Here is a 25,034-nt window from a genome sequence, read left to right as displayed (position 1 = left end):
TCAATGGAAATCCGGACACTAGCAGAACGAGAGCTATCCGAACTCCCATTGTTCGATATGACGGAATGGTTGGCTCGTAAGGGGGAACACGACCCATCTTTCCGTCTTGTAGCCAGTGAATTCGGGGTCATCACGACGCTCCTCGACCATGGCTATTACGAAGAAGCGAGCGAACGAATCGTACCGCTCCTCGGGATGAAAGTGCCCGCAGCGTTCCATCGACTAGGTCTTGCGCTAGAAGTGAAGGCGAACGGGAAAAAAGCGGCCAAGCGCCGCTTTCGTTCGTTTTCTCCGGCCGTCATCCAGCATTCAGATTTAGCCGAGTGGCGACAGGCGTTCAAGTTTGACAAGAAATGGCTCGGTCTCCCGCTCGTCGTGGGACTTGCTGCCGCTGCGCTCGTGTTTTGGCCAGATGCCGAACCTCCGATTGTCCCGCCAAGCGAGACCGATCAAGTCGTCGTCGAGACGGTGACCGAGGAAGAGGCGATGGCAGAGCGCTTGAAGGAACTAGAAGCGGAAGTCGCTCGACTTGAGAAGGAAAATGAACAGCTACAAGGTCAAGAAGAAGCATCAAGTGATTCAGCGGAAGAGAAGCCGAAACAAGCGACTGATGTCGTGCCGTTAGCGGAGGTCGAAGCGCTCGTACAAGACAAACAGTACGAGCAAGCTGAACAGTTGCTTGATGGGAAAGCGAAAGCAGGTCAAGAGCAGGCGGTCGGATTTTATCGACTCCTTGTCGACAACAAGTTAGGCAAAGCGAAAATCGCGGATTACGCTTCTTATCTCGATTCCTATCCTGAGTCTGGGTATAAGGCAGATGTCCTATGGATGAAAGGGATCGCCGAGAAAAAAGCGGACGATCCCGCTTATCGAGAGACGTTGACGACCGTGTCAGAAATGAAAGGGACGTATTGGGCGCCGATTGCGAAATCCGTGCTCGACGAGTGAGGTGTTGCGCAAGCAGCGCCTTTTCTCATGAAATTCTAATGAACTCCACCTCGATTTCTCGTTTTCACCTCGTATGATGCGAGTAGGAGGGATGCGTGAATGAAACGTTTACTTAAAACAATTGGGACTAGTTTGTTGGCAATCGGCCTGATGGGAATCGGACTTGCCGGTTTCTTGTTCTTTACGACACCGGGGCAATCAAGCCTCGCGCAACTGTCGGTCGCGGCAACGGGCATCGAGCAGCAAATCGAGCAAGTGGATGAAACGTGGGACCAATGGGAAGACCGCCTCGAACGACAAGTGGAATCAGCAATCCCGGAAGGCGTCCATCTGTTTTTTGAGGATTGATTTCGGGAAATGAATACCAATACGTCGAGCGGTCCGCTCGGCGTTTTTTCAAAGGAGTGAGCAGAATGCAGACGATTCTGGTCGTAGAAGATGATTCGAAGATTGCACGGTTACTGGAACTAGAATTGAAGCACGCAGGGTATGAAGTCGTCGTGGCGACAGATGGGCGTAGTGGTTTAGAGCGGGCTGTCGCCGACGAGATCGACCTCGTCTTACTCGATATCATGTTGCCTCAAATGAGCGGACTCGAGGTGGTCCGTCGATTAAAAGAAGAACGACCGCTGTTGCCCGTTCTCATGGTGACGGCTCGGGGAGACCGCTATGACAAAGTGAGTGGACTCGACCTAGGTGCCGATGACTACATCACGAAACCGTTTGAAATCGAAGAAGTGCTCGCTCGAATCCGGGCGTTTTTGCGTATGCGCCAGCTCGTTCGACAGGATCATTCCGAGCATGTCCTGACCTATGAGACACTCAAGGTCGATGTGAATCGACATGAAGTGTATTGCGAGGGAAATAAAATCGATTTGACGCGACGTGAGTTTGATTTATTGGTCTTCTTTTTAGAGAATCCTGAGCGCGTCTTGACCCGTGATCAACTCGTCGAACATGTGTGGGGATTTGATTACTTTGGTGACACGAACGTCGTGGACGTATATGTCCGTTATGTCCGAAAGAAACTGACCGGTTCTTGGATTCAAACCGTCCGCGGTGTCGGTTATATGTTGAAGCGTGGTGAGTGAGCATGTTACGTACAAAAATCGCCTGGGCGATGACCGGGTTCATGTTGCTGCTCCTTCTCGTCTCGTTTGGCGTGACATGGTTCGTCGCCAGACAAGAGATCGTCGATTCACGTTTTGACGTGTTGCTGCAAGCGTTAAATCTTTTAGAAGAAGACGTCCGAAACAGCGATGCCGTGTTGTCCCTTCACAAGGACAGTGTCGTTCTAGAGCGTCAAGAAAACGGGGAGTGGGGAATCATCGGTGGAGAAGTGCCGGACGGGACGACTTTTCCCATCAATTACGGCGAACCGGCACTCATCGATGACTGGTTTGTCGTCGCCACGACGGATGGGCTGGCATTCGGGTTTCAAGACCGAGCGGTGAGTGACACGATTCAAGCGTTGGCGACAATTTTTCTCGTCATGTTTTTTCTAGCCGTCCTCTTGACGTTCCTCGGTACATGGTGGATTTTACGCCAAGGGCTGTCGCCGTTACGTCGATTGACGGAGACGATGGAACGGATTACTGAATCGGGCAAATTAGAAACGATTGAAGTCGATGACCGAAAGGACGAAGTGACACTCCTTTCAAACGGATTCAACCATATGATTGAGCGGGTCGAAGGGACGATGGACCAACAGCGTCGTTTCGTCGCCGATGTTTCACATGAACTAAAAACACCGCTGACCGTCATCGAAGGCTATGCGAAATTATTGCAGCGCTGGGGACAAGAGGACGAGAGTGTCCGCGCCGAGGCCATCGATCATATTTTGACGGAGTCGCGACAGATGCGAACCGACTTGATTGAACCGATGTTGGAATTAAATCGCTTCGCTGCGCTTGAAGAGGTCGACCGAGAAGACATCGATTTGGCTGAGCTTGGCGACATGTTGACAGAACGATTTTTACGGTCGCACGGCGTACACCTTCCCATTGATGCGAACGGTAGCTGGTATGGCCATCGTGAATCGTTACAACGCATTCTCGTCATCTTGATCGATAATAGTTTGAAATATGCAAAAGAGACGAACCTTCACCTGACAGACAATCGAATCGAAGTGCGCGACAGAGGACCTGTCTTATCAGATGAGGTAAGAGCTCGTCTGTTCGACCGGTTTTATCGATTGGATGAAGCACGAGACCGGAGCGGCAGTGGACTTGGTCTTGCGATTGCGAAGGAAGTCGCAGATGTGAACGGCTGGACAATCGGAAGCGAACCGAATGATCCTGATGGCAGCGTATTTTTTCTCACTCGATGATGAACATTTCGCATTTTCTCATCAACTTCTAATGAAGCCTTAAATGCGCTCTCACACACGAGGCTTATGATGAAAATAAGAAGAACACATAACGAGGAGGAAATGAACATGAAACGCATCGGCTGGATCATCGGAGCTTTACTTGGCGTCATGGCAATTGTAGGGATTGGATTTTATGTGAGTGGGAATCAGACGGACACGGTCATCGTCCCGCAAGCCATCAATCAAGCGAGTGACGACCCTTCACAAGACCAAGCGGATGATTCTTCGTCAGCAGAGGATTCAAGCGTCAACGCATCCGACGACTCATCATCTTCACAAGTAGAAGATGACTATGAATTATATGGGACGCTTGTCAGTCTGACAAAAGAAGATGTCACGATCAGCTTCAATGGGAAAGAATCGACGTACCGCTTAGCACAGACACATGAGATTGACGATGATACACCGCAAGTCGGGGACCGAGTGAAACTCGAATTGAATCGAAATGATGAAGTGAAAGAAGTGGACCGTGAGAGCGGAGGTGACGATGCATATATTACTGGAACGCTCGTTAAACTCACAGATCAAGAAGTCACAATCAACATCGATGGAAAAGATAAGACGTATCCGCTCGCTGCACGATCTGAAATCGATGACGACACACCTCGGGTCGGAGATTTTGTCAAACTTGAATTGAATCGAGATCAAGAAGTCATCGAAGTGGACGATGAATCCGACGATGACCAATATGAGCAAGAGGATTCTTCACAGGACGATTCATCACAAGATGACTCTTCTGAAGATGAACGTGAGAATGATTAATCAAAGACTCGAAAGAACTGATCTCTCAAGAGGTTGGTTCTTTTTTTGTAGACGTATATCCAATCAACATCTTCTACTCAGCCATCAGAAACGTAATAAATCTGAAATCATCACAAAAATAGGTTATATGTTATGATGTACAAGAAAAATTTAGGTGGTTTTCACCTAATTGGGAATGAGGGGGGACATCAATGCGGACGTACTGGGGGATCTTACTCAGTTGTATCTTGTTGAGTGGATGTGGTGCCGAGACGTTGAACGCGATTGAGTTACGTCCTTTGTCATCTTATCGAGTCGAACAAGATCCTGAGGTGGCATTAACCGAACAAACAAAAGGGGATATGTTTACATATTGCGAGCAACGTACAACGGATATTTTACCAAAGCGCAGGGCAAAGGTAGCGGAAGTGACATTCCGTCATCCCCTTTACGAAGCACTCGGCTATAAAAATGTGAAGTATTTTGCTGCGGGAGAAGAGCGATATCTCACTTGTGCCAACAGTAACCAATTGATGGAGCGGACGTTTGCGATCGAACCGATTCCAGAGTTTGAAGCACTCGACAAGGAACGATTCGTCGAGTCAGAGGTCGTCTCGACGATTGAGTTTGATCGCGTCGAGGACATGAAAGAAATTACGAGTGCGTTTAAGGTGAACGATGCACATGAAACGGTCATCCCAGATTCTTCATTCCGTTATACTACTCCTGACACAGGAGCAATTTATGTGACATTCGAGACGATTCGGAACGGACGGACGCTTGATCCGATTGTCGAACCGAGACTATTTCCGTTTCAAAGTGGAAAAAATGAAGGTTATGTTTTCTTGACGAAGCGGGCGGACGATCGAATCGCCCTGCAAATTGGAAAGGGACCGTCGCTCAGACAGCTCGTTCTTCCGAGTATGTACGAGGCACCGTACATAAAAGTCGATGCTAAAGAAAAAGAGCTCTCGCTCGAAGGAAACCATCGAGAACTGATGAAACGAATCATTCTTTCGGAACAACCGATCGAGGAGAACGTGTCTGAAAAAACCTCACTCGCACTTTCAAAAACATACGGAACCGTCCTTGAAATCTGGGGACATGTCCGTCGACCGGTCCTGAACAAAATGTCGTCACGACCAGCGGATGAGGAGATGCAACTCGCTGTCTTTGAATCTAGTCGGGATACGGTTTGGTTAGACGGACCAAAAACCCAAGAGTTATTTGATGAGTTGTCTCACATCCAAATGCGGGAGAAGCCGACTGACGCCGTCAATATGGGGCAATTACATTTATATAGAGAATTAACGAAACAGTCGTTCGACGTATGGAAGACGGAAACAGAGCTCTACTTGATTGACCAAAACACGTCTCGATCCTATGAACTTCCTACAAATGATTATTTCCAAGTCAATTAACGTTAAGGGGTCTGACCTCTGATAAAATAGAAGTTGGCTCTACCCATCTCAATAGAGTTAGGGTACAATGCTCGAGAGAGAATGAGAGAGGAGTGAAGCAAGATGGGAAAAGTACATGTTTATGACCATCCTTTGATTCAGCACAAAATGACGATTATGCGAAAAGTAGAGACGGGGACGAAGCAGTTCCGTGAACTCGTCGACGAAGTGTCTTCACTTATGGCATACGAAATCACGCGCAGCCTACCCCTAACAGATGTAGAAATTGAGACACCGGTCTCTGTTTCCACTCAAAAGATGATTGCCGGCAAGAAATTGGGAATCGTCCCTATTTTACGTGCAGGACTTGGTATGGTGGATGGGTTCCTCAAAATGATGCCGAACGTAAAAGTTGGCCACATCGGTCTCTATCGCGATCCGGAAACACTTGAGCCACATGAATACTACTTGAAGCTCCCGACAGACGTGACGGAACGCGACTTCATCGTCGTCGACCCGATGCTCGCAACGGGCGGTTCGGCTGCTGATGCCATCGCTGCTCTTAAAAAACATGGAGCGAAGTCAATCAAGTTGGCTTGTCTTTGTGCAGCACCAGAAGGTGTCGAGCGTGTGCAAGCAGAACATCCGGATGTCGAGATTTATCTCGCAGCACTCGATGAAAAATTAAATGATCACGGTTATATCGTTCCTGGACTTGGGGATGCGGGTGACCGTTTGTTTGGTACGAAATAAGAATGAAGCGAGAATCGTCTATACGATTTTCGCTTTTTTTTCATGATTCGTTTCGAATTATATTTGTCATTTGGAGATGTCACAAAATAGACACAAAAGTGAGCTGTGAAAAATTCAGATGGGAGACAATCAAATGCTGTTTCTTCTTATTTAATAGAATTCGACAATTCTCCGTGAGGACGCCACGTAAAAATGTGTCGATTGAGAGCAATGAGATTCCTCACAAAAAAATGGGCAAAATCGCTCGACATGGCAAAAACATCCTCGGTATACTAAAACAGGACGTTGAAAACGATTTCAAAATGAAGTCAACGACCGTTTCGTAACTCTTTGTGAACGTAAACGTTTACCGATTGAAATTTCCAAAACGTGGGGGTATAACTGAACTATTCTTCATCTGATTCCGTTTATGAAATGTTATAAAGTCAACATTTTTATTTCAACGTTTCTTCACACTTTCTTTAAAAAGTGCATCAATCATTTAGTTTATGAAGTGCGTAAAACTATTGATACGACTTGATTTAAAGCGCTTTTATAATTGTGAAATTCATTGACTTCTTATGCCATTTCTATTACTCTGAACTTGTGTGACTTTTGATGGTCACGCGAGTGTGAATCCGTGAAGAAGAGAGAAGCGCATCGTGCGTGAAAGGGGGGCCAGGATGGCGAAAAAAGACAATCGTTACCTATCCTATGCCTCGCTCGCTTCACAAATTTCAACAGCACTTGCTGGACCAATCGTCATCGGTTATCTCGTCGGACAGTACGGCGAAAGACGTGAATTTTGGGGCACGTTTGGTTGGAATGTGTCGATCATCCTCGGACTCGTGTTCGGGATTACGGCGCTAGTTCTCACCCTTCGGAGTTTATTGACAGGAGAGGACGAATGAATACGATTCAAGCAGACAGAAAAGCACAGAAAGAACTGATGAAGCGTTATACGAAATGGTTTACCGTCTGGTTTGCGATTTTGCTCATCGGCGCATTCATCATCCCGATGTATAAAGCCGTATTTCTCGGGCTATTCATCGGCGGGGTCGGAAGTCTCATCATTCTACATATGCAGAATCGAAGCGTCATTCGCATGTATGACGTCATCGAGCATGGACGACGACCAAAGTCGCACGGGACCGTTTCAAGAATGGCGGTTGGTGCGTTAGCAGTGATAGTCGGTCTTCTCTATGAGGATCGGGTATCCGTCATCGCGGTGGTAACTGGTCTAATCGCCGGCCACATCATACAATTTGGCGAGTTCACACTTGCCCAGCTCAGCAGGAAAAGAGGTGAATATTAATGGGTCATGAGTTTCCCACATATTCTCTGCACTTTGGGGACTATACGTTATACGGGAGCTGGACGAACGTCATTACAGTGCTAATAGCAGCGTTACTCGTCTTCGTATTCGCCATCTGGGGAACAAGACGTTTGGCTATGAAGCCGACTGGCAAACAAAACTTCATGGAATTCTTCGCGGAGTTCGTGCGTGGAATCATCGCTAGTGCGATGGACTGGAAGACAGGAGGACGCTTTATCGGATTTGGGATGACGTTGATTTTGTTCATTCTCTTCTCAAACTTGATGGGTCTACCGTTTAACGTCATTTCCGGACACTATCTGTGGTTCAACTCACCGACGGCCGATCCTTACGTAACCTTGGCGTTGTCGACACTCGTCGTTGCAATGTCGCATTACTACGGGGTGAAGCTACACGGATTCAAGCACTATTCGACGGAATTCGTAAAACCAGTCTGGTTCTTACTTCCGATCAAATTGATCGAGGAGTTTGCAAACACGTTGACGCTCGGTTTGCGTCTATACGGTAACATTTTTGCCGGTGAAATCATGATTACCATCATCTTGGGACTCGCGATTACAGCCGAAGGAGCACTCAACCCGCTCGGCGCAATCTTTGCGGTCGTACCAATGATTCTATGGCAAGGTTTCTCAATCTTTATCGGGGTTATCCAATCCTACATTTTCCTGACGCTTGCAATGGTGTACATCGGGCACAAAGCTTCGGCCGAACATTGATTCGGACATCTCGCCAAAGCGTTACAAACAACTTATTTACTTAACTTTTAGGAGGAATATACACAATGGAACAACTTAATCTTCTCGCAACAGCAATTGTTATCGGTCTTGGAGCACTCGCAGCTGGTATCGGTAACGGTTTGATCGTATACGGAACAGTACAAGGACAAGCACGTCAACCAGAACTCAAAAACGAACTTCGTCAAACAATGTTCATCGGTATCGGTTTGGTTGAGGCCCTCCCGATCATCGGTGTGGCTGTCGGTTTCCTTCTCCTCAACTCTTGATTCCGAGTTAACGAGAATAGCATGAGAGGGAGCACGTCTCCCTCACTTATTTAGTCAAGAGGAGGGTATGCATGGATACGATGATGATTGCAGCTGGTGCTGGTGGCGAAGGCCTCCGCATTCTAGATATGATCTTTACAATTTTCACATTCCTCGTACTCTTGGCCCTGTTGAAGAAATTTGCTTGGGGACCACTCCTTGGAATGATGAGACAGCGTGAAGAGTATGTAGCGAACGAGATTGAACTCGCTGAAAAGAGCCGCAAAGATGCGGAAAACTATGTCGTCGAACAACGTGATGCACTCAGTGCGGCACGTACAGAGTCGAAAGAAATGCTCGACGCAAGCCGTCGACAAGCAGAAGCAGAACAAGCACGCTTGGTGGAGCAGGCGCGTTTGGAAGCTGAACAAATTAAAATCGAGGCAGAGAAAGCGATTGAGCGTGAGCGTGAGCTTGCGAAGCAATCTCTTCAAACGGAAGTCGTCACACAGGCGCTTTCGGCAGCACGCCACGTCCTTCAATCAGACCTTAAAGGCGATGAAGCGAAACAACGTGCCCTCGTCACAGACTTCCTGTCTAAAGCGAAAGGTGCGAACTGATGAACGCATCACTAGCAAAACGCTATGCCAAAGCGCTCTTCGACTTAGCACGGGAACAAGGCACGCTCGACCAAGTCGAAGCGGAAGTGCGTCTGCTCGATGAAGTGCTCCACGCGACTCCTGAACTCATGGATCTCTTAACGAATCCTGCAGTCAGTGACAGCGAGCTTGCACAGCTTTTAAAAGACAGCTTTGGTGATATGACGGCGATTGTCGTGAACACACTTCTCGTCATGGTCGAAAACGACCGTGCGGCAGAGGTTCGCGCTTTGCCACGTTACGTCCGCGACTACATCAACGACTACCGTGGGATTGCAGAGGGTATTGTCACAAGCGCCTACCCGTTGTCGGCAACAGACTTGAAAGACGTCGAACTCGTCTTCGGACAGAAGCTCGGGAAGACGCTCCAATTGAAGAACGTCGTCGATGAAGAAGTCATCGGTGGACTCCGTGTCCAAGTCGGATACACGACGTACGATGATACGATCGAAACGAAATTGACACGCCTCGAGCGTGAATTGTTGAATGCGTAAGAAATAGGGGTGAATTCAATGACAATCAAAGCTGAAGAAATTAGCGCCCTGCTAAAAGAACGAATCGCTTCGTACGGTTCTGAAATCGAAGTCAGCGAGACAGGTACAGTCATTCAAGTAGGTGACGGTATCGCTCGTGCACACGGACTCGATAACGTTATGGCGGGGGAACTCGTAGAGTTCTCTAACGGCGTAATGGGCTTGGCGCAAAACTTAGAAGAAGGTAACGTCGGGATTATCATCCTTGGCGATTACAAAGGCATTAAAGAAGGCGACTCTGTCAAACGTACAGGCCGCATCATGGAAGTACCAGTCGGTGAGGCACTCCTCGGACGTGTCGTGAACCCGCTCGGACAACCAATCGATGGTCAAGGACCAATCGTAACAGACACATATAACCCAATTGAGCGTAAAGCTTACGGCGTTATGGCACGTAAATCGGTTCACGAACCACTTCAAACAGGAATTAAGGCGATTGACGCCCTCGTTCCAATCGGTCGTGGTCAGCGTGAGCTCATCATCGGTGACCGCCAAACAGGTAAAACATCTGTTGCCATCGATGCGATCATCAACCAAAAAGAAGAGAACATGATTTGTATCTACGTCGCAATCGGTCAGAAAGAATCGACTGTACGTGGCGTAGTAGAGACGCTTCGTCAAAACGGCGCGCTCGACTATACAATCGTCGTTTCGGCATCGGCATCACAGCCGGCACCACTTCTTTACCTCGCACCATTCGCAGGGGTATCGATGGGTGAGTACTTCATGGACCGCGGACAACACGTCCTCGTTGTCTATGATGACCTCTCGAAACAAGCGGCAGCTTACCGTGAGCTCTCGCTCCTTCTCCGTCGTCCTCCAGGCCGTGAAGCCTACCCAGGGGATGTCTTCTACCTCCACTCACGCCTTCTTGAGCGTGCAGCGAAGTTGAACGACGAACTCGGCGGCGGTTCATTGACAGCACTTCCGTTCATCGAGACACAAGCATCGGATATCTCAGCATATATCCCGACAAACGTTATCTCGATCACGGATGGTCAGATCTTCCTTCAGTCGGACCTCTTCTTCTCTGGGGTACGCCCAGCGATCAACGCCGGTCTCTCAGTATCACGTGTTGGTGGTTCGGCACAGGTGAAAGCGATGAAGAAAGTTGCTGGTACACTTCGTCTTGACCTCGCGTCTTACCGTGAGCTCGAAGCGTTCGCTCAGTTCGGGTCAGATCTCGACAAAGCGACACAATCGAAGTTGAACCGTGGTCAGCGTACGGTTGAAGTCTTGAAACAAGACTTGAACGCACCGCTTTCTGTAGACAAGCAAGTTATCATCATCTACGCACTCACGAAAGGTCATCTCGATGACATCCCAGTCACAGACATCCGTCGTTTCGAAACAGAAATGAACGCATGGCTCGACCAAAACCGTAAAGACCTCTGCCGTGAAATCCGTCAGACAGGAAACCTTCCTTCAGACGAGGCAATGGTCGACGCAATTACGGAATTCAAAAAGACGTTCTCGCCATCGGTTTAATCCGGTGACGAGCGTCTATTAAGGTGGTGAATCGAAATGGCATCATTACGTGAGATCCAGATGCGGATCACCTCGACCCAAAGCACGAAGCAAATCACGAAAGCGATGAACATGGTGTCGGCATCGAAGTTGAACCGGGCTCAAGGGAACAACGCCAACTTCAAACCGTACATGGACAAGTTGCAAGAAGTCATCTCGTCGATCGCCGGTGGTACATCAGGCGCGACACACCCGATGCTTCAAGTACGTCCCGTCAAACGGACTGGTTATATCGTCATCACGTCAGACCGCGGACTCGCAGGTGGATACAACGCCAGCGTCTTGCGTGACGTGTACCGTGAACTCAAAGACAAGCACACATCAACAGATGAGTATCGTCTTTACGTAATCGGAAAAGTCGGTGTCCAGTTCTTCAAGTCACGCAACATTCCGGTGTATAGCGCGATGACAGGGCTAAACGACCAACCAACTTTTGTTGAAGTCGCCGAAATCGTCAAGCAGACGGTTGGTGCCTTCAGCGAGAGCGAGATTGATGAATTGAAGCTTTGCTACAACTCGTTCATCTCGGTCATCAGCCAAGAAGTGAAGATTCAACAATTGCTCCCGCTCGGGGATATCGAACAGTCCGCATCCAATGTGATGTATGAATACGAACCAGAAGAAGAAACGATCTTAGCGGCGCTCCTCCCACGTTATGCGGAAGGACTCATCTACGGTGCATTGCTCGATGCGAAAGTATCAGAGCACGCAGCACGGATGACGGCGATGTCGAGTGCGACAGACAATGCGGATGAACTCATTCGCGGACTCAAGCTCAAATTCAACCGCGCGCGTCAAGCAGCGATCACACAAGAAATCACAGAGATTGTCGGAGGTGCGTCGGCGCTTGAATAAGCGCACGCTCTCTAGATTGTAGGAGGCTAACACGATGAACGAATACGGCATGAAAGGCCGCGTAGTCGCAGTCATGGGCCCAGTTATCGACGTTAAGTTCGACAACCACTTACCGAACATCTATAACGCTCTCAAAGTCACTCACGTGGCAGCGACAGCAGACGATGTTAGTGTCGACTTGACGCTCGAAGTAGCTGTTCACCTTGGTGACGACACGGTCCGTACGATTGCGATGGACTCAACTGACGGCGTTCGCCGCGGTATGGAAGTACTTGACTTAGGATCACCGATTTCGGTACCAGTTGGAGAAATGACACTTGGACGTGTCTTTAACGTTCTCGGTAACCCGATCGATGATAAAGAAGTGGCAGCTGACGTGCTTCGTGCACCGATTCACCGTCAAGCGCCAACATTTGACGAATTGTCAACGAAAGTTGAAATCCTTGAAACAGGAATCAAAGTCGTCGACCTTCTCGCACCATATATCAAAGGTGGTAAAATCGGCCTCTTCGGTGGTGCTGGTGTAGGGAAGACCGTCCTCATCCAGGAACTCATTAACAACATCGCGCAAGAGCACAGCGGGATTTCTGTATTCGCAGGAGTCGGTGAGCGTACGCGTGAAGGAAATGACTTGTTCCACGAGATGACGGACTCAGGCGTTATCAAGCAAACAGCGATGGTCTTCGGTCAGATGAACGAACCACCTGGTGCACGTCTCCGTGTTGCCTTGACTGGTTTGACAATGGCAGAATACTTCCGTGACGAGCAAGGACAAGACGTTCTTCTCTTCGTTGATAACATCTTCCGTTTCACACAAGCAGGTTCTGAGGTATCGGCCCTTCTCGGACGTATGCCATCGGCGGTAGGTTACCAGCCGACACTTGCTACGGAAATGGGTATGCTTCAAGAGCGAATCACATCGACTGCAAAAGGATCGGTAACTTCGATTCAAGCGGTTTATGTACCAGCCGATGACTATACGGACCCGGCTCCAGCAACAACGTTCGCCCACCTTGATGCAACAACAAACCTTGAGCGTCGTCTTTCGGAGATGGGGATTTACCCAGCCGTTGACCCACTCGCATCAACTTCACGTGCCCTCTCTCCTGAAATCGTAGGGAAAGAGCACTATGAAGTCGCGCGTAACGTTCAACAGACGCTTCAGCGTTATAAAGAACTTCAAGACATCATCGCAATCCTCGGGATGGACGAGTTGTCTGAAGACGACAAACTCACGGTTCACCGTGCACGTCGTATTCAGTTCTTCTTATCACAAAACTTCCACGTGGCTGAGCAGTTCACGGGCCAAAAAGGTTCATACGTGCCAGTCAAAGAGACAGTACGCGGCTTCAAAGAGATCCTCGAAGGTAAACACGACGATCTTCCTGAAGATGCATTCCGTCTCGTTGGTCCAATCGAAGACGTCATCGAAAAAGCGAAGACGTTGGTCTAAGACCTACGCGGAAGGGGGAAACTAGACGATGAATACTGTTCACGTCAACGTCGTCACCCCGGATGGTGCAGCCTTTGAAGGGGACGCACGAATGGTCATCGCCAAATCGGTCACTGGTGAGCTCGGTATTTTACCGAAGCACATCCCGATGGTGACACCACTCGACGTCTCAGTCCTCAAACTGCGCCACGAAGATGGTGGACGCACGCTGATCGCAATCAGCGGCGGTTTCATGGAAGTTCGTCCCGATACGGTGACGATCTTAGCTGAAACAGCCGAAATGGCGGATAAGATCGACTATGACCGCGCTTCTGCGGCGAAGGTTCGGGCCGAGCGTCGTCTTCAAGACACGAAGCTCTCAGAACTCGAATTCCGTCGTGCGGAACTTGCGCTCAAAAAAGCGATCAACCGCTTGAGCATTCGCGATATGAAAGAATAACAATGACTCTCACACGAAAGTGTGGGAGTTTTTTTATGATTAAATGAAAAGTTAGGTCTTTCGTCGCACTCCTAAATCATGGAACTAGTAAATAATGTAGAGACGATGACCGATAATAAAAGGGGAATGATTGTAAAGGGGAGTAGGAAATGAAAGTTTACGTTGCGCGACAACCGATTTTTGACCAACAATTACGTGTTTGCGGCTACGAACTGTTATATCGCCGTAGCGAAAATAACATGTTCGAGAATGTCGATGATTCGTTAGCAACGGCTGACGTGATTCATAATGCCTATCTCGTCTTTAATTTTCGGGAATTAACAGAAGGGACGAGAGCTTTTATTAACTTTCCACAGACGTTGATTGAAGGGGAAGTGCCATCGTTACTACCTCGTCAATCACTCGTCGTGGAAGTGCTCGAGCACGTCGAACCGACTGAAAAAGTCTTGCAGTCTCTTCGTTCGCTCAGACGCCAAGGGTATACGATCGCACTCGATGATTTTGTGTTTGAAGAAAAGTATCGACCTTTGATTGGATTGGCTGACATCATCAAAATTGATTACCAAGCTACACCCGTTGAGCAGCAACAAAAGCTGATTGATGCGCTTGGACACCGGGTCGAGTTTTTGGCAGAAAAAATCGAGACACCGGCAGAGTACGAGATTGCGAAACGATTAGGGTATAAGATGTTCCAGGGTTATTTCTTTAGCAGACCAATCGTGGTACACGGGGCAGAGGTCCATCCACTGCGCCATACGCTCATTGAGGTGTTGAAAGAACTGGATCGCCCGGAGCCGAGTTTCCGTCGCATTTCGTCGCAAATTGAACGAAGTGTCGATTTATCGTATAAAATGCTTCGTTCCGTCAATACGGTGTATCAAAAAGGACGTCGCACGATTCAGTCAATCGAACAAGCCGTCGCCCGAATCGGGTTAGATGAATTGAAACGCTGGTCGTATCTAATGTTACTTCGCGAGATGCAGACGTCCGAATCAAAGGAATTGATTAAACAAAGCGTCATTCGAGGGAAAATGATGGAGTTGATTGCGGAGGACACAAATAGTGGCGTCAATTCATTTGATGCCTTTATTACGGGAATCTTCTCATCGCTCGATGTCATTCTGGACGAGGCGATGCAGACGTTGATTGCAGAGCTTCCTGTAGCCCCACCTGTGAAAGCGGCGCTACTTGGAGAATCGAACGGATTGCGGGTGTTACTCGAGGATGTGATCGCCTATGAGCGGTTGACAATCCCTATCCATAACACAGATTCGGATTGGACTCAATATTACCTTGAAGCGATTCGATGGTCACGTAACCTTGACGAATCGAATGAATAATGTTTGAAATATGTGAGGGGCGTCAATTACTGTAGTAAGGCCTTACTGCGGATGACGTCCCTTTTAGTGTGTTTGTGGAGAAAGTGAGTTGATCGAATGGGTTAAACCGCTCGAATCTTAAGACACTGTGTCTTTTTTTCTCTAACATGACATGATATGATTAAAAATGGTACGAATTTTAGAAAAGAGGGGAATCGTCGATGGTTAATACCGTACTTTCGCTAGCGATTTATGTCATAGCGATTTACGTCGCTTGGTGGGCACTCGTACCCGTCAAATGGGACAAGTTGCTCAATCAAGTGAGGAGCCCGCAAGCAGCTGTCTTGCGTGTTCTCGTAGCGGTCGTCTTCGGTTCGTTGATTGCTCAGTTCTTTTTGGAGTATATCCGACTGGCGCAAGAACTCGCACCTATACAGTAGCCACAGAATATTTAATAAACTGTAATCCTGCTGTAACGACTCCTATATGTTTATCATGTAGGATAAATTCGTCTGACATGATGTTTTTTCATTCGGTTTGAACTTATTTATTACGATTTTATTTACGAATGAAGAAACGATCACGTTTTACAAACCATTCTAATAATCGACATCATCACATCCGAAATCGGATATCGACGCACTATATAAAAAAACAATGAAGTTGGAGGACAAAGAGAGATATGAAGGATTTGATTGTAGTCCGTGGAGGACGTAAACTGTCAGGTACTGTGCGCGTTGAGGGAGCAAAGAACGCTGTACTCAAAACATTGGTTGCCACTCTGTTAGCTAGCGAAGGAAAGTCAATCTTACAAAACGTACCACGTCTTGCTGACGTGTACACGATTAATAAAGTACTTCGTCACCTCGGTGCAGAGGTGTCGTTCAATGAAGAGAAGAATGAAGTAACTGTCGATGCGTCGGGCGACATCAAAGATGAAGCACCGCTTGAGTACGTTCGGAAGATGCGTGCTTCAATCCTCGTCATGGGACCTCTTTTGGCTCGCCTCGGTCATGCTCGTGTAGCGATGCCGGGCGGATGCTCAATTGGCTCACGTCCAATTGACCTCCACTTAAAAGGATTCGAAGCGATGGGTGCGAAGACGGTCATCGGTAACGGATTTGTGGAAGCTTCTGTAGAAGGTCGTCTCCAAGGCGCGAAAATCTACTTGGACTTCCCATCTGTTGGTGCGACGGAGAACATCATGATGGCAGCTGTGCTTGCAGAAGGCACAACGATCATCGAGAACGTCGCGAAAGAGCCTGAAATCGTAGACCTTGCGAACTTCTTGAACGGAATGGGCGCACACGTACGTGGCGCAGGTACAGAAACGATTCGCATCGAAGGCGTGGAAACACTCCGCGGTGCAGAACACTCGATTATTCCTGACCGTATCGAAGCAGGGACATTCCTCGTCGCTGGTGCGATCACTGGAAGTGACATCGAAGTCATCGGTGCAGAGCGTGAACACCTTCGTCCACTCATTTCAAAAATGGAAGAGATGGGTGTACACTTCGAAGATACAGCGGAAGGCATGCGCGTCTCAGCGCCGGATGAGTTGAAGCCGGTCGATGTGAAGACAATGCCACACCCTGGATTCCCGACAGACATGCAATCACAAATGATGGCTCTCGTCTTGAAAGCAGGCGGCACATCAGTGATTACAGAAACAGTATTTGAGAATCGCTTCATGCACGTGGAAGAATTCCGTCGCATGAATGCGGACATTAAAATTGAAGGACGTTCAGCAATCGTCAAAGGTGGCGTTCACCTTCAAGGAGCGGAGGTCGTCGCAACTGACCTTCGTGCCGGAGCAGCACTTATACTAGCAGGTCTCATTGCAGAAGAAGAGACACGCGTCGGTGATTTATATCATATCGACCGTGGATACGTAGACTTCCACAAAAAACTTCAAGCACTCGGTGCCGACATCGAGCGCATTCAAGGAACTGTCGAAGTTGCGAGTGAAATGGTTCAGAACTAAGTAACGAGCACGAATTCGAGAGCGAGGAGAGACTCTTCTCGCTCTTTTCAATGAAGAAATGAACGGAGGAACCTATACATCATGTTTTCAAAAGATATCGGGATTGATTTAGGGACAGCAAACGTTGTCATTCACGTAAAAGGGAAAGGAATCGTCTTAGACGAACCTTCAGTCGTTGCGATGAAACGCTCTACAGGGAAAGTGCTAGCAGTCGGTTCAGAAGCGTATGAGATGGTTGGTCGTACACCTGGTGATATCGTGGCGATCCGTCCTCTTCGTGATGGAGTCATCGCCGATTTCGCCACCACAGAAGAAATGCTCCGTCACTTCATCGAGAAAATTCAAGTCCGTGGCTTCTTCGGAGGCATTCGCATGTTGATTTGTACACCTGCGAACGTGACGCCGGTCGAAGCGAAAGCGATTCGTGAGGCTGCTGAAAAAGCAGGGGCGAAAGAAGTCTTCCTCGCCGTAGAACCAAAGGCAGCAGCTGTTGGTTCGGGCATGGACATCTGGAAGCCGGTCGGTCACATGATCATCGACATCGGTGGCGGGACGACAGATGTCGCCATCCTCTCGATGGGTGACATCGTCTGCGGTGAAACGATCAAGATTGCAGGGGACCGTTTCGACACGGATATTCTCCGTGCCATCAAAGAGAAGCATAAACTCATCATCGGGGAACGGACAGCCGAGCAAATCAAGAAAGAAATTGCGACGGTGTTCCCAGGTGGACGTAACGAATCAATGGACATTCGCGGACGTGACATGGTACGTGGATTGCCGCGTACGGTGACGATCACGTCGGAAGAACTCCGTGAAGCGATGGCCGAATCAGCGAACGAGATCGTCGAAGCGACGAAACGTGTCCTTGAACAGACACCACCGGAGCTTGCCGCTGACATCATCGACCGTGGTATCATCATGACAGGCGGGGGATCACTCCTTCACGGTCTCGACCAACTCGTCGCCGAGCGTGTCATGCTCCCAGTCATGATGGCTGAAGAGCCAACGCTCAGTGTCGCGCACGGTACAGGAATCATGCTCGAAAACTTAGATCGATTGAAATAAACAAACAGGCGACCGCACGAGGTCGCCTGTTTTTGTGTAGGTTAGATTGAGACTCATGAGATTCGTCAGCATCTGCTCCCATTATTCCCATACAATAGGGTAGGTACACCAGAAGATACGGCCCGTTTCGTCGCTTTCTTGACGGGGAAAGACGGTGCATGGGTGAATGGCCAACATCTTCATGTGAATGGTGGATTCACAGGGCGCTAATGGGTGGGGTGGAATTGAATAACATCACAAAGGCATCTCGCTTTTTGGCGAGATGCCTTTTCTCAATGCCACGTATAGTCTTTATCGACAAACAATCGATTCTGTAGTTCAGTCTTAGGGATTGAAGGTTGTGCTGAATCAAGCCATTCGTAATAATCACACGCACAGGACTCACCGAGTTCGATGGAGTAACCATTATTGATTGTCTTCACCGTAATATCTAGTTCGTGCTCCGCTAGCGTCTTCTTCAAGCGATAGATGGCGTTGTACACATTGTGTAGGGCACGCTGTGGTTCATCGATGTCCGGATAGAGTGTTTCCGCGAGCACCCATTTGTTGATGACCTGTTTGCGATGATAGACCAGGTAGGCGAATAACTCTTCGGTTTTTTGAGTGGGCCATTTCACAAGATTTCCATCCTGCGTTCGAACCGAAAAACGATCAAGGAATTGAATACGACAAGATTGATGCGGATTTTTTTGTTGGATTGCCTCATAGCGCTGAACGATACGTGGGATGACGCTATGGATCATCTGTTCTGTAATCGGCTTCAGCAAGTAATGCGTCGCATGCAGATTAAACGCTTCGACGGCATACTGTTGATGTGCGGTGGTGAAGACGACTTGCGTCCGTTCCGGCAAATAGGTCGCAAGCTCAAGACCGGTCATCTCAGGCATTTCGATATCTAAAAAGACGAGGTCGACCGGATGTTCTTGAATAAACGTGAGAGCTTGAGTCGGACTTTGGAACGAACCGACCCATTCAAGAGAAGGCTCTTCTTTCACAATTCGTTCCATCATCCCTAAAATATGATGTTCATCTTCAATTAAAATCGTACGCATTTACGTGATTCGTCCTTTCTTGTTTGGGTAATCGCAAGTGAACGGCAGTCCCTCTATTTAGAGTAGAGGTTAAATCAAATATTGCACCAGGAAGATGTTCAATCCGGCGTTTTATATTACAGATACCGATACCTGATGATTCGTTCGACTGCCCAGTGTCAAATCCGCTCCCTGTATCACGAACTCGGATATCAATCATCCCACCTTGTTCTTGGATGGAAAGCGTGATCCGCTTTTGCCCTGGATGCCGGTAAAGACCATGACGAACTGCATTTTCGACGAGTGGCTGAATCAGTAGCGACGGGATCGTATAGTCTAACAGCGTGTCGTCAATCTCTTTCACGACTTCAAACGAATCACGGAACCGAGTCTGTTCGATGGCAAGATAAGAGTCAATCATGTCCACTTCTTGTCGAATGGAAATATCGTGATCCGTCCGACCATTTTCGAAAATAAAACGGACGTACGTGCTCAAATGACTAAGGAGACGAGCGGCATCAGGTGGTGATGTATAGCATAGTGCAATCACATTCCCGAACGTATTGTAGAGGAAGTGTGGTTTGATTTGAGCGTTGAAGAATGACATCTCGTGTTGTGAGGCCAGTGCTTCGACTTGTTGCTTTTTCTTTTTATCCGTAGACAAGTGAATCGGGAGTAATAAAAACATCAATAAGAAGTAAATGATGGTAAACGTATTGGCATATAATTGTTGATTGGACGACACAATAAACGTCGACATCATAATCCCGATATATCCGATGATTTGGGCAAGTGTGAATGTTAATAATTCAAGTGTATTCGTGTTTTTGTGTTTTTCAAGAAGCCATCCAATGTTCAATCCGACCCAAAAGAACGAAATGAACAATACAATAATCCATACAAAGTATTCGAATACACTATAGATGGAGTGCGGCAGGATAATGGCTAACACGGTCATTCCATAAAGCGGGTATCTTAAAATCGCCAAAAATCGATCGAACGATACACGCTCTAAACATCTCGCAAATTCAATCAACATGATGATGCTCAATAAAGTCAAACTTAACGTCAACTTGTCATTTCCTGAGATCCACATGCCGTCTCGAGACATGATGGAGAGGCTCACCAACATGAAGAAGGCAGTTCCATAGCCGTACAACCGTTCGTTTCGATGGAACAAGTAAACGATGGCATAGAACATAGCAATCAGCATTGAAATGAGAAACATGAAAAATTCGTATCCGGTATAAGCATTTTGAGCCGTCATGATTTGATGTAACGGTCCGATCAATATACTTTCTTCAATCGGCAAAGAATTCCCTGCCTGTTGTGTATGTTGAATCGTTAATCGGAATTCTTGCAGTTGATCGTCAAGTAACAGCAGAGAAGGTTGTTCACCTGAACGATTGTTTCCGATTCGTGATGTGTCAACAGACACTCCGTCAATCAAAATCGTTGAAGAGGACAGTGATGAAGGAATGAGTAGCGCATACGTTCCTTCTGGAAGTGAGAGATCGATTTCATATGTGGATGCTTTGTATGGTGTCGTAAATGGGATGGTTCGATAGGAACGACGATCAACGTTTGAGACAATCCCGGATTCGTAACGCCACGATCCATCGAGGCGCAGAATCTCTTCGTCAACCGAAGAAGAAAGAAGCGAGGCTTCGCCTTGTTTCACGGTGACAGTTGGATTGATTGACTGATGTCGAATCAATAAAGTGAGGCTGACGCCAATCAACATCACAAGGATGAAGATAAACGTCATTCGATTACGAGTCATGCGCACATTCCCTTCATTCTTTGTGAGTTTCTTGTGAGGTCATTACGTTATTCTTCCTAATAGGTGAATGGATTTTTTGCAGTGACTCTCCGTCTCATCATCGTACCCGAACTTTTTTTGTTTGAACAGAAAAAGTCATTCACCGTGCGAAATGAGACATTCCAGGAGTAAAGGAAGAAGGCATTCCATGAAACGTTGGATTGAACAACGCATTAGTCGACAAGTGATGACCATTTTTTATATATTGATTGCCTTAGTCACGCTCACATCGGTTGGGACCTATTTTTATACGCAACAATCGATTCAACAAACGACCGTTCAATTGGAACGGATTAGTGAGCAACGTGCACGGGCGACAGATTTATTTGAAACGTGGCAATCGATGCAGTATGAGTTACGCGGTCACGTCCTCCTTGGGGAAAACGCCTTGTTAGAGGAAGTGCGTAAGGCTCAAGCGAACATCGATGAGCAAACGACCTGGTTCGAAACACAAGCAAGTAATGAAGAAGAAACGCAATTCGCGGAAGATGCGCGACTCCTCTTTTCCATTTATACGACACGCGTTATGCCCGCGCTTGAACAATATGTGATTGCGAAGCAGGCAGGGGAAGTGGATGAAGAGTTCCTGCAGATGCGTACGGTCGGGCAATTCATGCCGAAAAATGAGACGTCTACCCAGACGCGATTTAAGCTCAACTCAAGTAACGCTGCGGACATGAGTGCAAGCATCGTCGATATGGAGTCGGTCTTTACCGACTATCGGGCAGATCTCGACTTTCAAGAAAGTGAATTACGCGATGCACTCTCGAAACAGTTAGTGCAAGCCCAATGGATGTGGCTCTTGATTTTACTCGGTGCACTCTTCTTGTTGTTCGTTGGCCTACAACCATATATTTTACGACTGACGAATCAGTTGCAGACGCTTATGACGAACAGTGAGCGGCTCGCGACGAATCCGAGTGCGACTCTCATCCAAATTAAGCCTCTAAAAAATGAGGTCGGACAGTTATCTAAGGCTTTTAACGAGATGGCGACCTCGCTTCGGAATCAACAAGATCAAGTCGACCTGGAGCGTGAGAAGACCGCGCGAATCTTGCACACGATGCGCGACTCAATCGTCTATACGGAACTCAAGACTAATGAACGATTTGGTAACAGCGCGCTCTTTGATTTATATGAACATCCGATTCCAACAACAGAACGTGGAAGTTTATATCCGATTGCGATGTACTATCCGATGTTCATGGATCAAATTGACGATAAAGAAGGATTGAACCGTTTCACGACACGTGCGAAAGAAGAAGGAATGTTCGATGAGACGTTCACATACACGATGCAAGACGGTCAGAAGACGATTCGGATGTATGCCGAACCGATTGACCTGCAGAATGAACGTGTCGGTGTCATCTTCGTCTCGCGAGATATTACCCAGGAAACAGAAATCAATCAAATGAAAACCGAACTTGTCGCAACCGTGTCCCATGAATTGCGGACACCACTCACATCAATTCTCGGATTTTCAGAATTGCTCAAGAGTCGGGATTTAAAAGAGACAAAACGATCTCGGTACTTGGAGATGATCGCGAGTGAGACGAAGCGTCTCGAACGTCTCGTGAGCGATTTGTTAGACGTTCAAAAAATGGAGGCGGGCATGGGGACGCCTGAGTTTAAAGTCGAGAGTTTGTATGACTTACTATCTGACTTACTCGAGATTCATGCGGGATCGACAGAACACCATCTCTTCCACTTTGACTGTGATGAAACGCTCTTTGTGGCAGGAGATCCGGCCCAGCTCCGACAAGTGTTCTCGAACATTTTGAACAATGCCATTAAATATTCTCCGGACGGTGGGAATGTGAGTGTCGATGTGACGTGTGAAAAGGATACAATTCAAATCGCGATCACGGATGAAGGACTTGGGCTTTCTGAGGAAGATGCTGAGCGTATTTTTGATAAGTTTTATCGTTCCGCATCTGAAGAAAGTAAACGAATTGGTGGAACAGGACTAGGATTATCCATCTGTAAAGAAATCGTCCAGTTGCATGGTGGCACGATTGACGTCCGTTCTCAAATTGGAGAAGGGACGACGATGATTGTCGAGTTACCGATGGTCGATCATGTAAGCGAAGAACGTTCATCCTAAATCATAGGATGAACTTTTTTTGAAAAAACGGTGAATGCATCGCTCGTTTGGTACGATATAAAGAGTGAATCATGTTACAGGACGAAAGGAAGACGACAATGCTACGCGGATTATATACAGCGGCAGGCGCGATGAATGCTCTTCAGCGCCAACAAGAAATTTTAAGCAATAACCTTGGCAATGTGAGAACACCGGGTTTCAAGGCGTCTGACGGCGTGGTCCGATCGTTTCCGGAGATGTTGCTCGCGCAGGTTAGCAATCCCGATAATGGGAAGTCGCGTGTGAACGGGGAAGTCGGCACCCTTTCAATGGGCGTCTATCTTCAAGAGACGATGCCACGTTTCTCAGCAGGGAGTATCACGGAATCGGGTAGTCCAACTGACATCTATTTAAAAGCAGGTGCAGATTTCACAGGTGCACCGATGTTTGCGGTCGAACAGGCAGGCGAGACGTTGTATTCGACGAATGGCCGCTTCTCGATCGATGAAGCTTTATTCCTTCGCTCAGCAGATGGTGGATACGTCCTTTCTGATGAAGGGGAACGCATCCAGCTCCCATCGAGCGAATTTCAGGTAGGGAAAGACGGGGTCATCACGTCGCTCGGTCAAAACGTGGCGACACTTGGTGCCTATCAGATCGATGATTTGACGACACTCGAACAAGTCGGGAACGATTGGCGCGTGACAGGCGATGCACCTGCACCGGCACAAGTAGAGGTGTTACAGGGCTTCATCGAGGAAGCAAACGTCAATCTCGACCAGACGATGGCCGATCTCATGATGACGTATCGCCAATTTGAAGCAAACCAAAAAGTCGTCCAAGCGTATGATAAAAGTGCCGAGCGGGCTATCGAAATCGCTCGCGTTCGTTAAGGAGGAACACCATGCAGTCCATTTATAATTCGGTCAACTCCCTGTCTCAGCTTCAACGTCAACTGGATGTGACAGGTCATAACATCGCGAACGTCGATACGGTCGGCTTCAAACGTCAACAAGGACACTTCGCATCACTCTTATCGCAAGCGTATGATAACCAACCACGTCCAGAATTCGAAGTCGGGCGGGACACACCGAACGGCATTCGCATCGGAGTCGGTGGCCACGTCGCCGATATCACCCAACAATTCAATATCGGACAAGTGCGCATGACAGATCGCGGGCTCGATGTTTTCTTGAAGGCGAGCCGTCAATTTTTCGTCGTGGACACGCCGAACGGTGTCGGTGTGACACGTAGCGGAAACATGCAGCTGTCTGTCGGTGATGAGACGACACTCGTCGATGTGAACGGAAACCCACTTCTTGGAGATGACGGTAATGCAATCACGATGCCGAACGAGGCAACGAATCATCGGATTCGTCAGGATGGTATGGTCGTGGCGAGCGTGAACGGTGTCGAACAGGAATTTGGACGACTCGATATCGTGGAAGTTCGGAATACGTCTGAACTGCGCCCGCTCGGTGATAACGTGTTCGCAGCCGACCTCGAGACCGAAGTCGATCGCCCGTTAGGGAATTTATTGATGGAAGGGACACTCGAGTCGTCAAACGTTGATTTGACGAAAGAGATGACCGATATGACAATTACGCAACGTGCGTATCAAATGAACTCGCGCGCCCTTTCGATGAGTGATCAGATGATGGGACTTGTCACGGCATTACGACCATAAAGCATGACCGCTTCTCCATGAGAGAGGCGGTTTTTGTATAAGTTATGGAGAAGGAGGTCAACGA

27 protein-coding genes are annotated in these 25,034 nt (G+C 47.9%); 25 read left to right on the top strand and 2 right to left on the bottom strand.

What is annotated here, in order from left to right:
* Positions 1–3 precede the first annotated feature (3 nt).
* The 22 genes from KNP04_RS05405 to KNP04_RS15490 all read left to right on the top strand — a co-directional run bounded on the left by KNP04_RS05405 (position 4) and on the right by KNP04_RS15490 (position 18,557).
* Positions 4–948: a hypothetical protein gene (locus KNP04_RS05405; RefSeq protein WP_214874938.1), complete on the top strand. Its 945-nt coding sequence runs from the start codon at positions 4–6 to the stop codon at positions 946–948.
* Between the two features lie 99 nt (positions 949–1,047).
* Positions 1,048–1,296, top strand: coding sequence for a hypothetical protein (locus KNP04_RS05400; RefSeq protein ID WP_214874937.1), 249 nt, complete (start codon positions 1,048–1,050; stop codon positions 1,294–1,296).
* Between the two features lie 65 nt (positions 1,297–1,361).
* The gene (locus KNP04_RS05395) at positions 1,362–2,039 is read left to right on the top strand and encodes a response regulator transcription factor (protein ID WP_214744568.1); all 678 of its coding nucleotides are present in this window, start codon (positions 1,362–1,364) and stop codon (positions 2,037–2,039) included.
* Positions 2,040–2,041: 2 nt separating this feature from the next.
* Complete coding sequence (locus KNP04_RS05390) at positions 2,042–3,277, top strand: HAMP domain-containing sensor histidine kinase (protein ID WP_214874936.1); 1,236 nt, start codon at positions 2,042–2,044, stop codon at positions 3,275–3,277.
* A 108-nt stretch (positions 3,278–3,385) separates the two neighbouring features.
* Positions 3,386–4,081, top strand: coding sequence for a hypothetical protein (locus tag KNP04_RS05385; protein WP_214874935.1), 696 nt, complete (start codon positions 3,386–3,388; stop codon positions 4,079–4,081).
* Positions 4,082–4,272: 191 nt separating this feature from the next.
* Complete coding sequence (locus KNP04_RS05380) at positions 4,273–5,481, top strand: hypothetical protein (protein WP_214874934.1); 1,209 nt, start codon at positions 4,273–4,275, stop codon at positions 5,479–5,481.
* Between the two features lie 102 nt (positions 5,482–5,583).
* A complete protein-coding gene (gene upp / locus KNP04_RS05375; RefSeq protein WP_074035874.1) occupies positions 5,584–6,213 on the top strand; it encodes a uracil phosphoribosyltransferase in 630 nt (209 codons plus the stop codon).
* 662 nt (positions 6,214–6,875) lie between these two features.
* Positions 6,876–7,103: a hypothetical protein gene (locus KNP04_RS05370; RefSeq protein ID WP_026825087.1), complete on the top strand. Its 228-nt coding sequence runs from the start codon at positions 6,876–6,878 to the stop codon at positions 7,101–7,103.
* Positions 7,100–7,507, top strand: a complete 408-nt coding sequence (locus KNP04_RS05365; RefSeq protein WP_074035876.1) for an ATP synthase subunit I — start codon at positions 7,100–7,102, stop codon at positions 7,505–7,507. Before KNP04_RS05370 ends, KNP04_RS05365 begins: the two co-directional genes overlap by 4 nt.
* Complete coding sequence (gene atpB, locus KNP04_RS05360) at positions 7,507–8,244, top strand: F0F1 ATP synthase subunit A (protein ID WP_214694522.1); 738 nt, start codon at positions 7,507–7,509, stop codon at positions 8,242–8,244. Before KNP04_RS05365 ends, atpB begins: the two co-directional genes overlap by 1 nt.
* 65 nt (positions 8,245–8,309) lie before the next feature.
* Positions 8,310–8,531, top strand: a complete 222-nt coding sequence (gene atpE / locus KNP04_RS05355) for a F0F1 ATP synthase subunit C (RefSeq protein WP_214694520.1) — start codon at positions 8,310–8,312, stop codon at positions 8,529–8,531.
* Positions 8,532–8,602: 71 nt separating this feature from the next.
* A complete protein-coding gene (gene atpF, locus KNP04_RS05350) occupies positions 8,603–9,130 on the top strand; it encodes a F0F1 ATP synthase subunit B (RefSeq protein WP_074035884.1) in 528 nt (175 codons plus the stop codon).
* The gene (locus KNP04_RS05345; protein WP_074035886.1) at positions 9,130–9,663 is read left to right on the top strand and encodes a F0F1 ATP synthase subunit delta; all 534 of its coding nucleotides are present in this window, start codon (positions 9,130–9,132) and stop codon (positions 9,661–9,663) included. The genes atpF and KNP04_RS05345 overlap by 1 nt, the downstream gene beginning before the upstream one ends.
* A gap of 18 nt (positions 9,664–9,681) precedes the next feature.
* Complete coding sequence (gene atpA, locus KNP04_RS05340) at positions 9,682–11,190, top strand: F0F1 ATP synthase subunit alpha (protein ID WP_214694518.1); 1,509 nt, start codon at positions 9,682–9,684, stop codon at positions 11,188–11,190.
* A gap of 36 nt (positions 11,191–11,226) precedes the next feature.
* Entirely contained in the window at positions 11,227–12,084 is an 858-nt protein-coding gene (atpG, locus tag KNP04_RS05335) for an ATP synthase F1 subunit gamma (protein ID WP_074035890.1), read from the top strand.
* Positions 12,085–12,118: 34 nt separating this feature from the next.
* Complete coding sequence (gene atpD / locus KNP04_RS05330) at positions 12,119–13,537, top strand: F0F1 ATP synthase subunit beta (RefSeq protein WP_074035892.1); 1,419 nt, start codon at positions 12,119–12,121, stop codon at positions 13,535–13,537.
* 28 nt (positions 13,538–13,565) lie between these two features.
* On the top strand, positions 13,566–13,976 hold the full coding sequence (locus KNP04_RS05325; protein ID WP_012727354.1) for a F0F1 ATP synthase subunit epsilon: 411 nt from the start codon (positions 13,566–13,568) through the stop codon (positions 13,974–13,976).
* Between the two features lie 149 nt (positions 13,977–14,125).
* Positions 14,126–15,316 (top strand): EAL and HDOD domain-containing protein, encoded by a 1,191-nt coding sequence (locus KNP04_RS05320; protein WP_214874933.1) that lies wholly within the window; start codon positions 14,126–14,128, stop codon positions 15,314–15,316.
* 200 nt (positions 15,317–15,516) lie between these two features.
* The gene (locus KNP04_RS05315) at positions 15,517–15,735 is read left to right on the top strand and encodes a DUF1146 family protein (protein WP_214874932.1); all 219 of its coding nucleotides are present in this window, start codon (positions 15,517–15,519) and stop codon (positions 15,733–15,735) included.
* Positions 15,736–15,977: 242 nt separating this feature from the next.
* Positions 15,978–17,279 (top strand): UDP-N-acetylglucosamine 1-carboxyvinyltransferase, encoded by a 1,302-nt coding sequence (gene murA / locus KNP04_RS05310; RefSeq protein ID WP_214874931.1) that lies wholly within the window; start codon positions 15,978–15,980, stop codon positions 17,277–17,279.
* A gap of 81 nt (positions 17,280–17,360) precedes the next feature.
* The gene (mreB, locus tag KNP04_RS05305) at positions 17,361–18,347 is read left to right on the top strand and encodes a rod shape-determining protein (protein WP_074035900.1); all 987 of its coding nucleotides are present in this window, start codon (positions 17,361–17,363) and stop codon (positions 18,345–18,347) included.
* Between the two features lie 45 nt (positions 18,348–18,392).
* A complete protein-coding gene (locus KNP04_RS15490) occupies positions 18,393–18,557 on the top strand; it encodes an SDR family oxidoreductase (RefSeq protein ID WP_214875173.1) in 165 nt (54 codons plus the stop codon).
* A gap of 62 nt (positions 18,558–18,619) precedes the next feature.
* On the opposite strand, the gene KNP04_RS05295 is transcribed toward KNP04_RS15490, so the two are convergent.
* Positions 18,620–19,399, bottom strand: coding sequence for a response regulator (locus tag KNP04_RS05295; protein ID WP_214759775.1), 780 nt, complete (start codon positions 19,397–19,399; stop codon positions 18,620–18,622).
* Entirely contained in the window at positions 19,380–21,161 is a 1,782-nt protein-coding gene (locus KNP04_RS05290) for a sensor histidine kinase (RefSeq protein WP_214874930.1), read from the bottom strand. The genes KNP04_RS05295 and KNP04_RS05290 overlap by 20 nt, the downstream gene beginning before the upstream one ends.
* Positions 21,162–21,348: 187 nt before the next feature.
* On the opposite strand from KNP04_RS05290, the gene KNP04_RS05285 reads away from it, so the two are divergent.
* The 3 genes from KNP04_RS05285 to KNP04_RS05275 all read left to right on the top strand — a co-directional run bounded on the left by KNP04_RS05285 (position 21,349) and on the right by KNP04_RS05275 (position 24,970).
* Positions 21,349–23,304 (top strand): HAMP domain-containing sensor histidine kinase, encoded by a 1,956-nt coding sequence (locus KNP04_RS05285; RefSeq protein ID WP_214874929.1) that lies wholly within the window; start codon positions 21,349–21,351, stop codon positions 23,302–23,304.
* Between the two features lie 98 nt (positions 23,305–23,402).
* On the top strand, positions 23,403–24,176 hold the full coding sequence (locus tag KNP04_RS05280) for a flagellar hook-basal body protein (RefSeq protein ID WP_214874928.1): 774 nt from the start codon (positions 23,403–23,405) through the stop codon (positions 24,174–24,176).
* A gap of 11 nt (positions 24,177–24,187) precedes the next feature.
* Positions 24,188–24,970, top strand: a complete 783-nt coding sequence (locus tag KNP04_RS05275) for a flagellar hook-basal body protein (RefSeq protein WP_214874927.1) — start codon at positions 24,188–24,190, stop codon at positions 24,968–24,970.
* Positions 24,971–25,034: the final 64 nt, after the last annotated feature.

The organism is Exiguobacterium sp. CH10 (assembly GCF_018617635.1).
GTDB lineage: Bacteria > Bacillota > Bacilli > Exiguobacteriales > Exiguobacteriaceae > Exiguobacterium > Exiguobacterium aestuarii_A.
This window is presented reverse-complemented; position numbering and strand designations above follow the sequence as displayed.

Excerpts from the sequence above, each read along its gene's own strand:
- KNP04_RS05405 (WP_214874938.1), top strand. The coding sequence starts at position 4 with ATGGAAATCCGGACACTAGCAGAACGAGAGCTATCCGAACTCCCATTG.
- KNP04_RS05400 (WP_214874937.1), top strand. The coding sequence starts at position 1,048 with ATGAAACGTTTACTTAAAACAATTGGGACTAGTTTGTTGGCAATCGGC.
- KNP04_RS05395 (WP_214744568.1), top strand. The coding sequence starts at position 1,362 with ATGCAGACGATTCTGGTCGTAGAAGATGATTCGAAGATTGCACGGTTA.
- KNP04_RS05390 (WP_214874936.1), top strand. The coding sequence starts at position 2,042 with ATGTTACGTACAAAAATCGCCTGGGCGATGACCGGGTTCATGTTGCTG.
- KNP04_RS05385 (WP_214874935.1), top strand. The coding sequence starts at position 3,386 with ATGAAACGCATCGGCTGGATCATCGGAGCTTTACTTGGCGTCATGGCA.
- KNP04_RS05380 (WP_214874934.1), top strand. The coding sequence starts at position 4,273 with ATGCGGACGTACTGGGGGATCTTACTCAGTTGTATCTTGTTGAGTGGA.
- upp (WP_074035874.1), top strand. The coding sequence starts at position 5,584 with ATGGGAAAAGTACATGTTTATGACCATCCTTTGATTCAGCACAAAATG.
- KNP04_RS05370 (WP_026825087.1), top strand. The coding sequence starts at position 6,876 with ATGGCGAAAAAAGACAATCGTTACCTATCCTATGCCTCGCTCGCTTCA.
- KNP04_RS05365 (WP_074035876.1), top strand. The coding sequence starts at position 7,100 with ATGAATACGATTCAAGCAGACAGAAAAGCACAGAAAGAACTGATGAAG.
- atpB (WP_214694522.1), top strand. The coding sequence starts at position 7,507 with ATGGGTCATGAGTTTCCCACATATTCTCTGCACTTTGGGGACTATACG.
- atpE (WP_214694520.1), top strand. The coding sequence starts at position 8,310 with ATGGAACAACTTAATCTTCTCGCAACAGCAATTGTTATCGGTCTTGGA.
- atpF (WP_074035884.1), top strand. The coding sequence starts at position 8,603 with ATGGATACGATGATGATTGCAGCTGGTGCTGGTGGCGAAGGCCTCCGC.
- KNP04_RS05345 (WP_074035886.1), top strand. The coding sequence starts at position 9,130 with ATGAACGCATCACTAGCAAAACGCTATGCCAAAGCGCTCTTCGACTTA.
- atpA (WP_214694518.1), top strand. The coding sequence starts at position 9,682 with ATGACAATCAAAGCTGAAGAAATTAGCGCCCTGCTAAAAGAACGAATC.
- atpG (WP_074035890.1), top strand. The coding sequence starts at position 11,227 with ATGGCATCATTACGTGAGATCCAGATGCGGATCACCTCGACCCAAAGC.
- atpD (WP_074035892.1), top strand. The coding sequence starts at position 12,119 with ATGAACGAATACGGCATGAAAGGCCGCGTAGTCGCAGTCATGGGCCCA.
- KNP04_RS05325 (WP_012727354.1), top strand. The coding sequence starts at position 13,566 with ATGAATACTGTTCACGTCAACGTCGTCACCCCGGATGGTGCAGCCTTT.
- KNP04_RS05320 (WP_214874933.1), top strand. The coding sequence starts at position 14,126 with ATGAAAGTTTACGTTGCGCGACAACCGATTTTTGACCAACAATTACGT.
- KNP04_RS05315 (WP_214874932.1), top strand. The coding sequence starts at position 15,517 with ATGGTTAATACCGTACTTTCGCTAGCGATTTATGTCATAGCGATTTAC.
- murA (WP_214874931.1), top strand. The coding sequence starts at position 15,978 with ATGAAGGATTTGATTGTAGTCCGTGGAGGACGTAAACTGTCAGGTACT.
- mreB (WP_074035900.1), top strand. The coding sequence starts at position 17,361 with ATGTTTTCAAAAGATATCGGGATTGATTTAGGGACAGCAAACGTTGTC.
- KNP04_RS05295 (WP_214759775.1), bottom strand. The coding sequence starts at position 19,399 with ATGCGTACGATTTTAATTGAAGATGAACATCATATTTTAGGGATGATG.
- KNP04_RS05290 (WP_214874930.1), bottom strand. The coding sequence starts at position 21,161 with ATGACTCGTAATCGAATGACGTTTATCTTCATCCTTGTGATGTTGATT.
- KNP04_RS05285 (WP_214874929.1), top strand. The coding sequence starts at position 21,349 with ATGAAACGTTGGATTGAACAACGCATTAGTCGACAAGTGATGACCATT.
- KNP04_RS05280 (WP_214874928.1), top strand. The coding sequence starts at position 23,403 with ATGCTACGCGGATTATATACAGCGGCAGGCGCGATGAATGCTCTTCAG.
- KNP04_RS05275 (WP_214874927.1), top strand. The coding sequence starts at position 24,188 with ATGCAGTCCATTTATAATTCGGTCAACTCCCTGTCTCAGCTTCAACGT.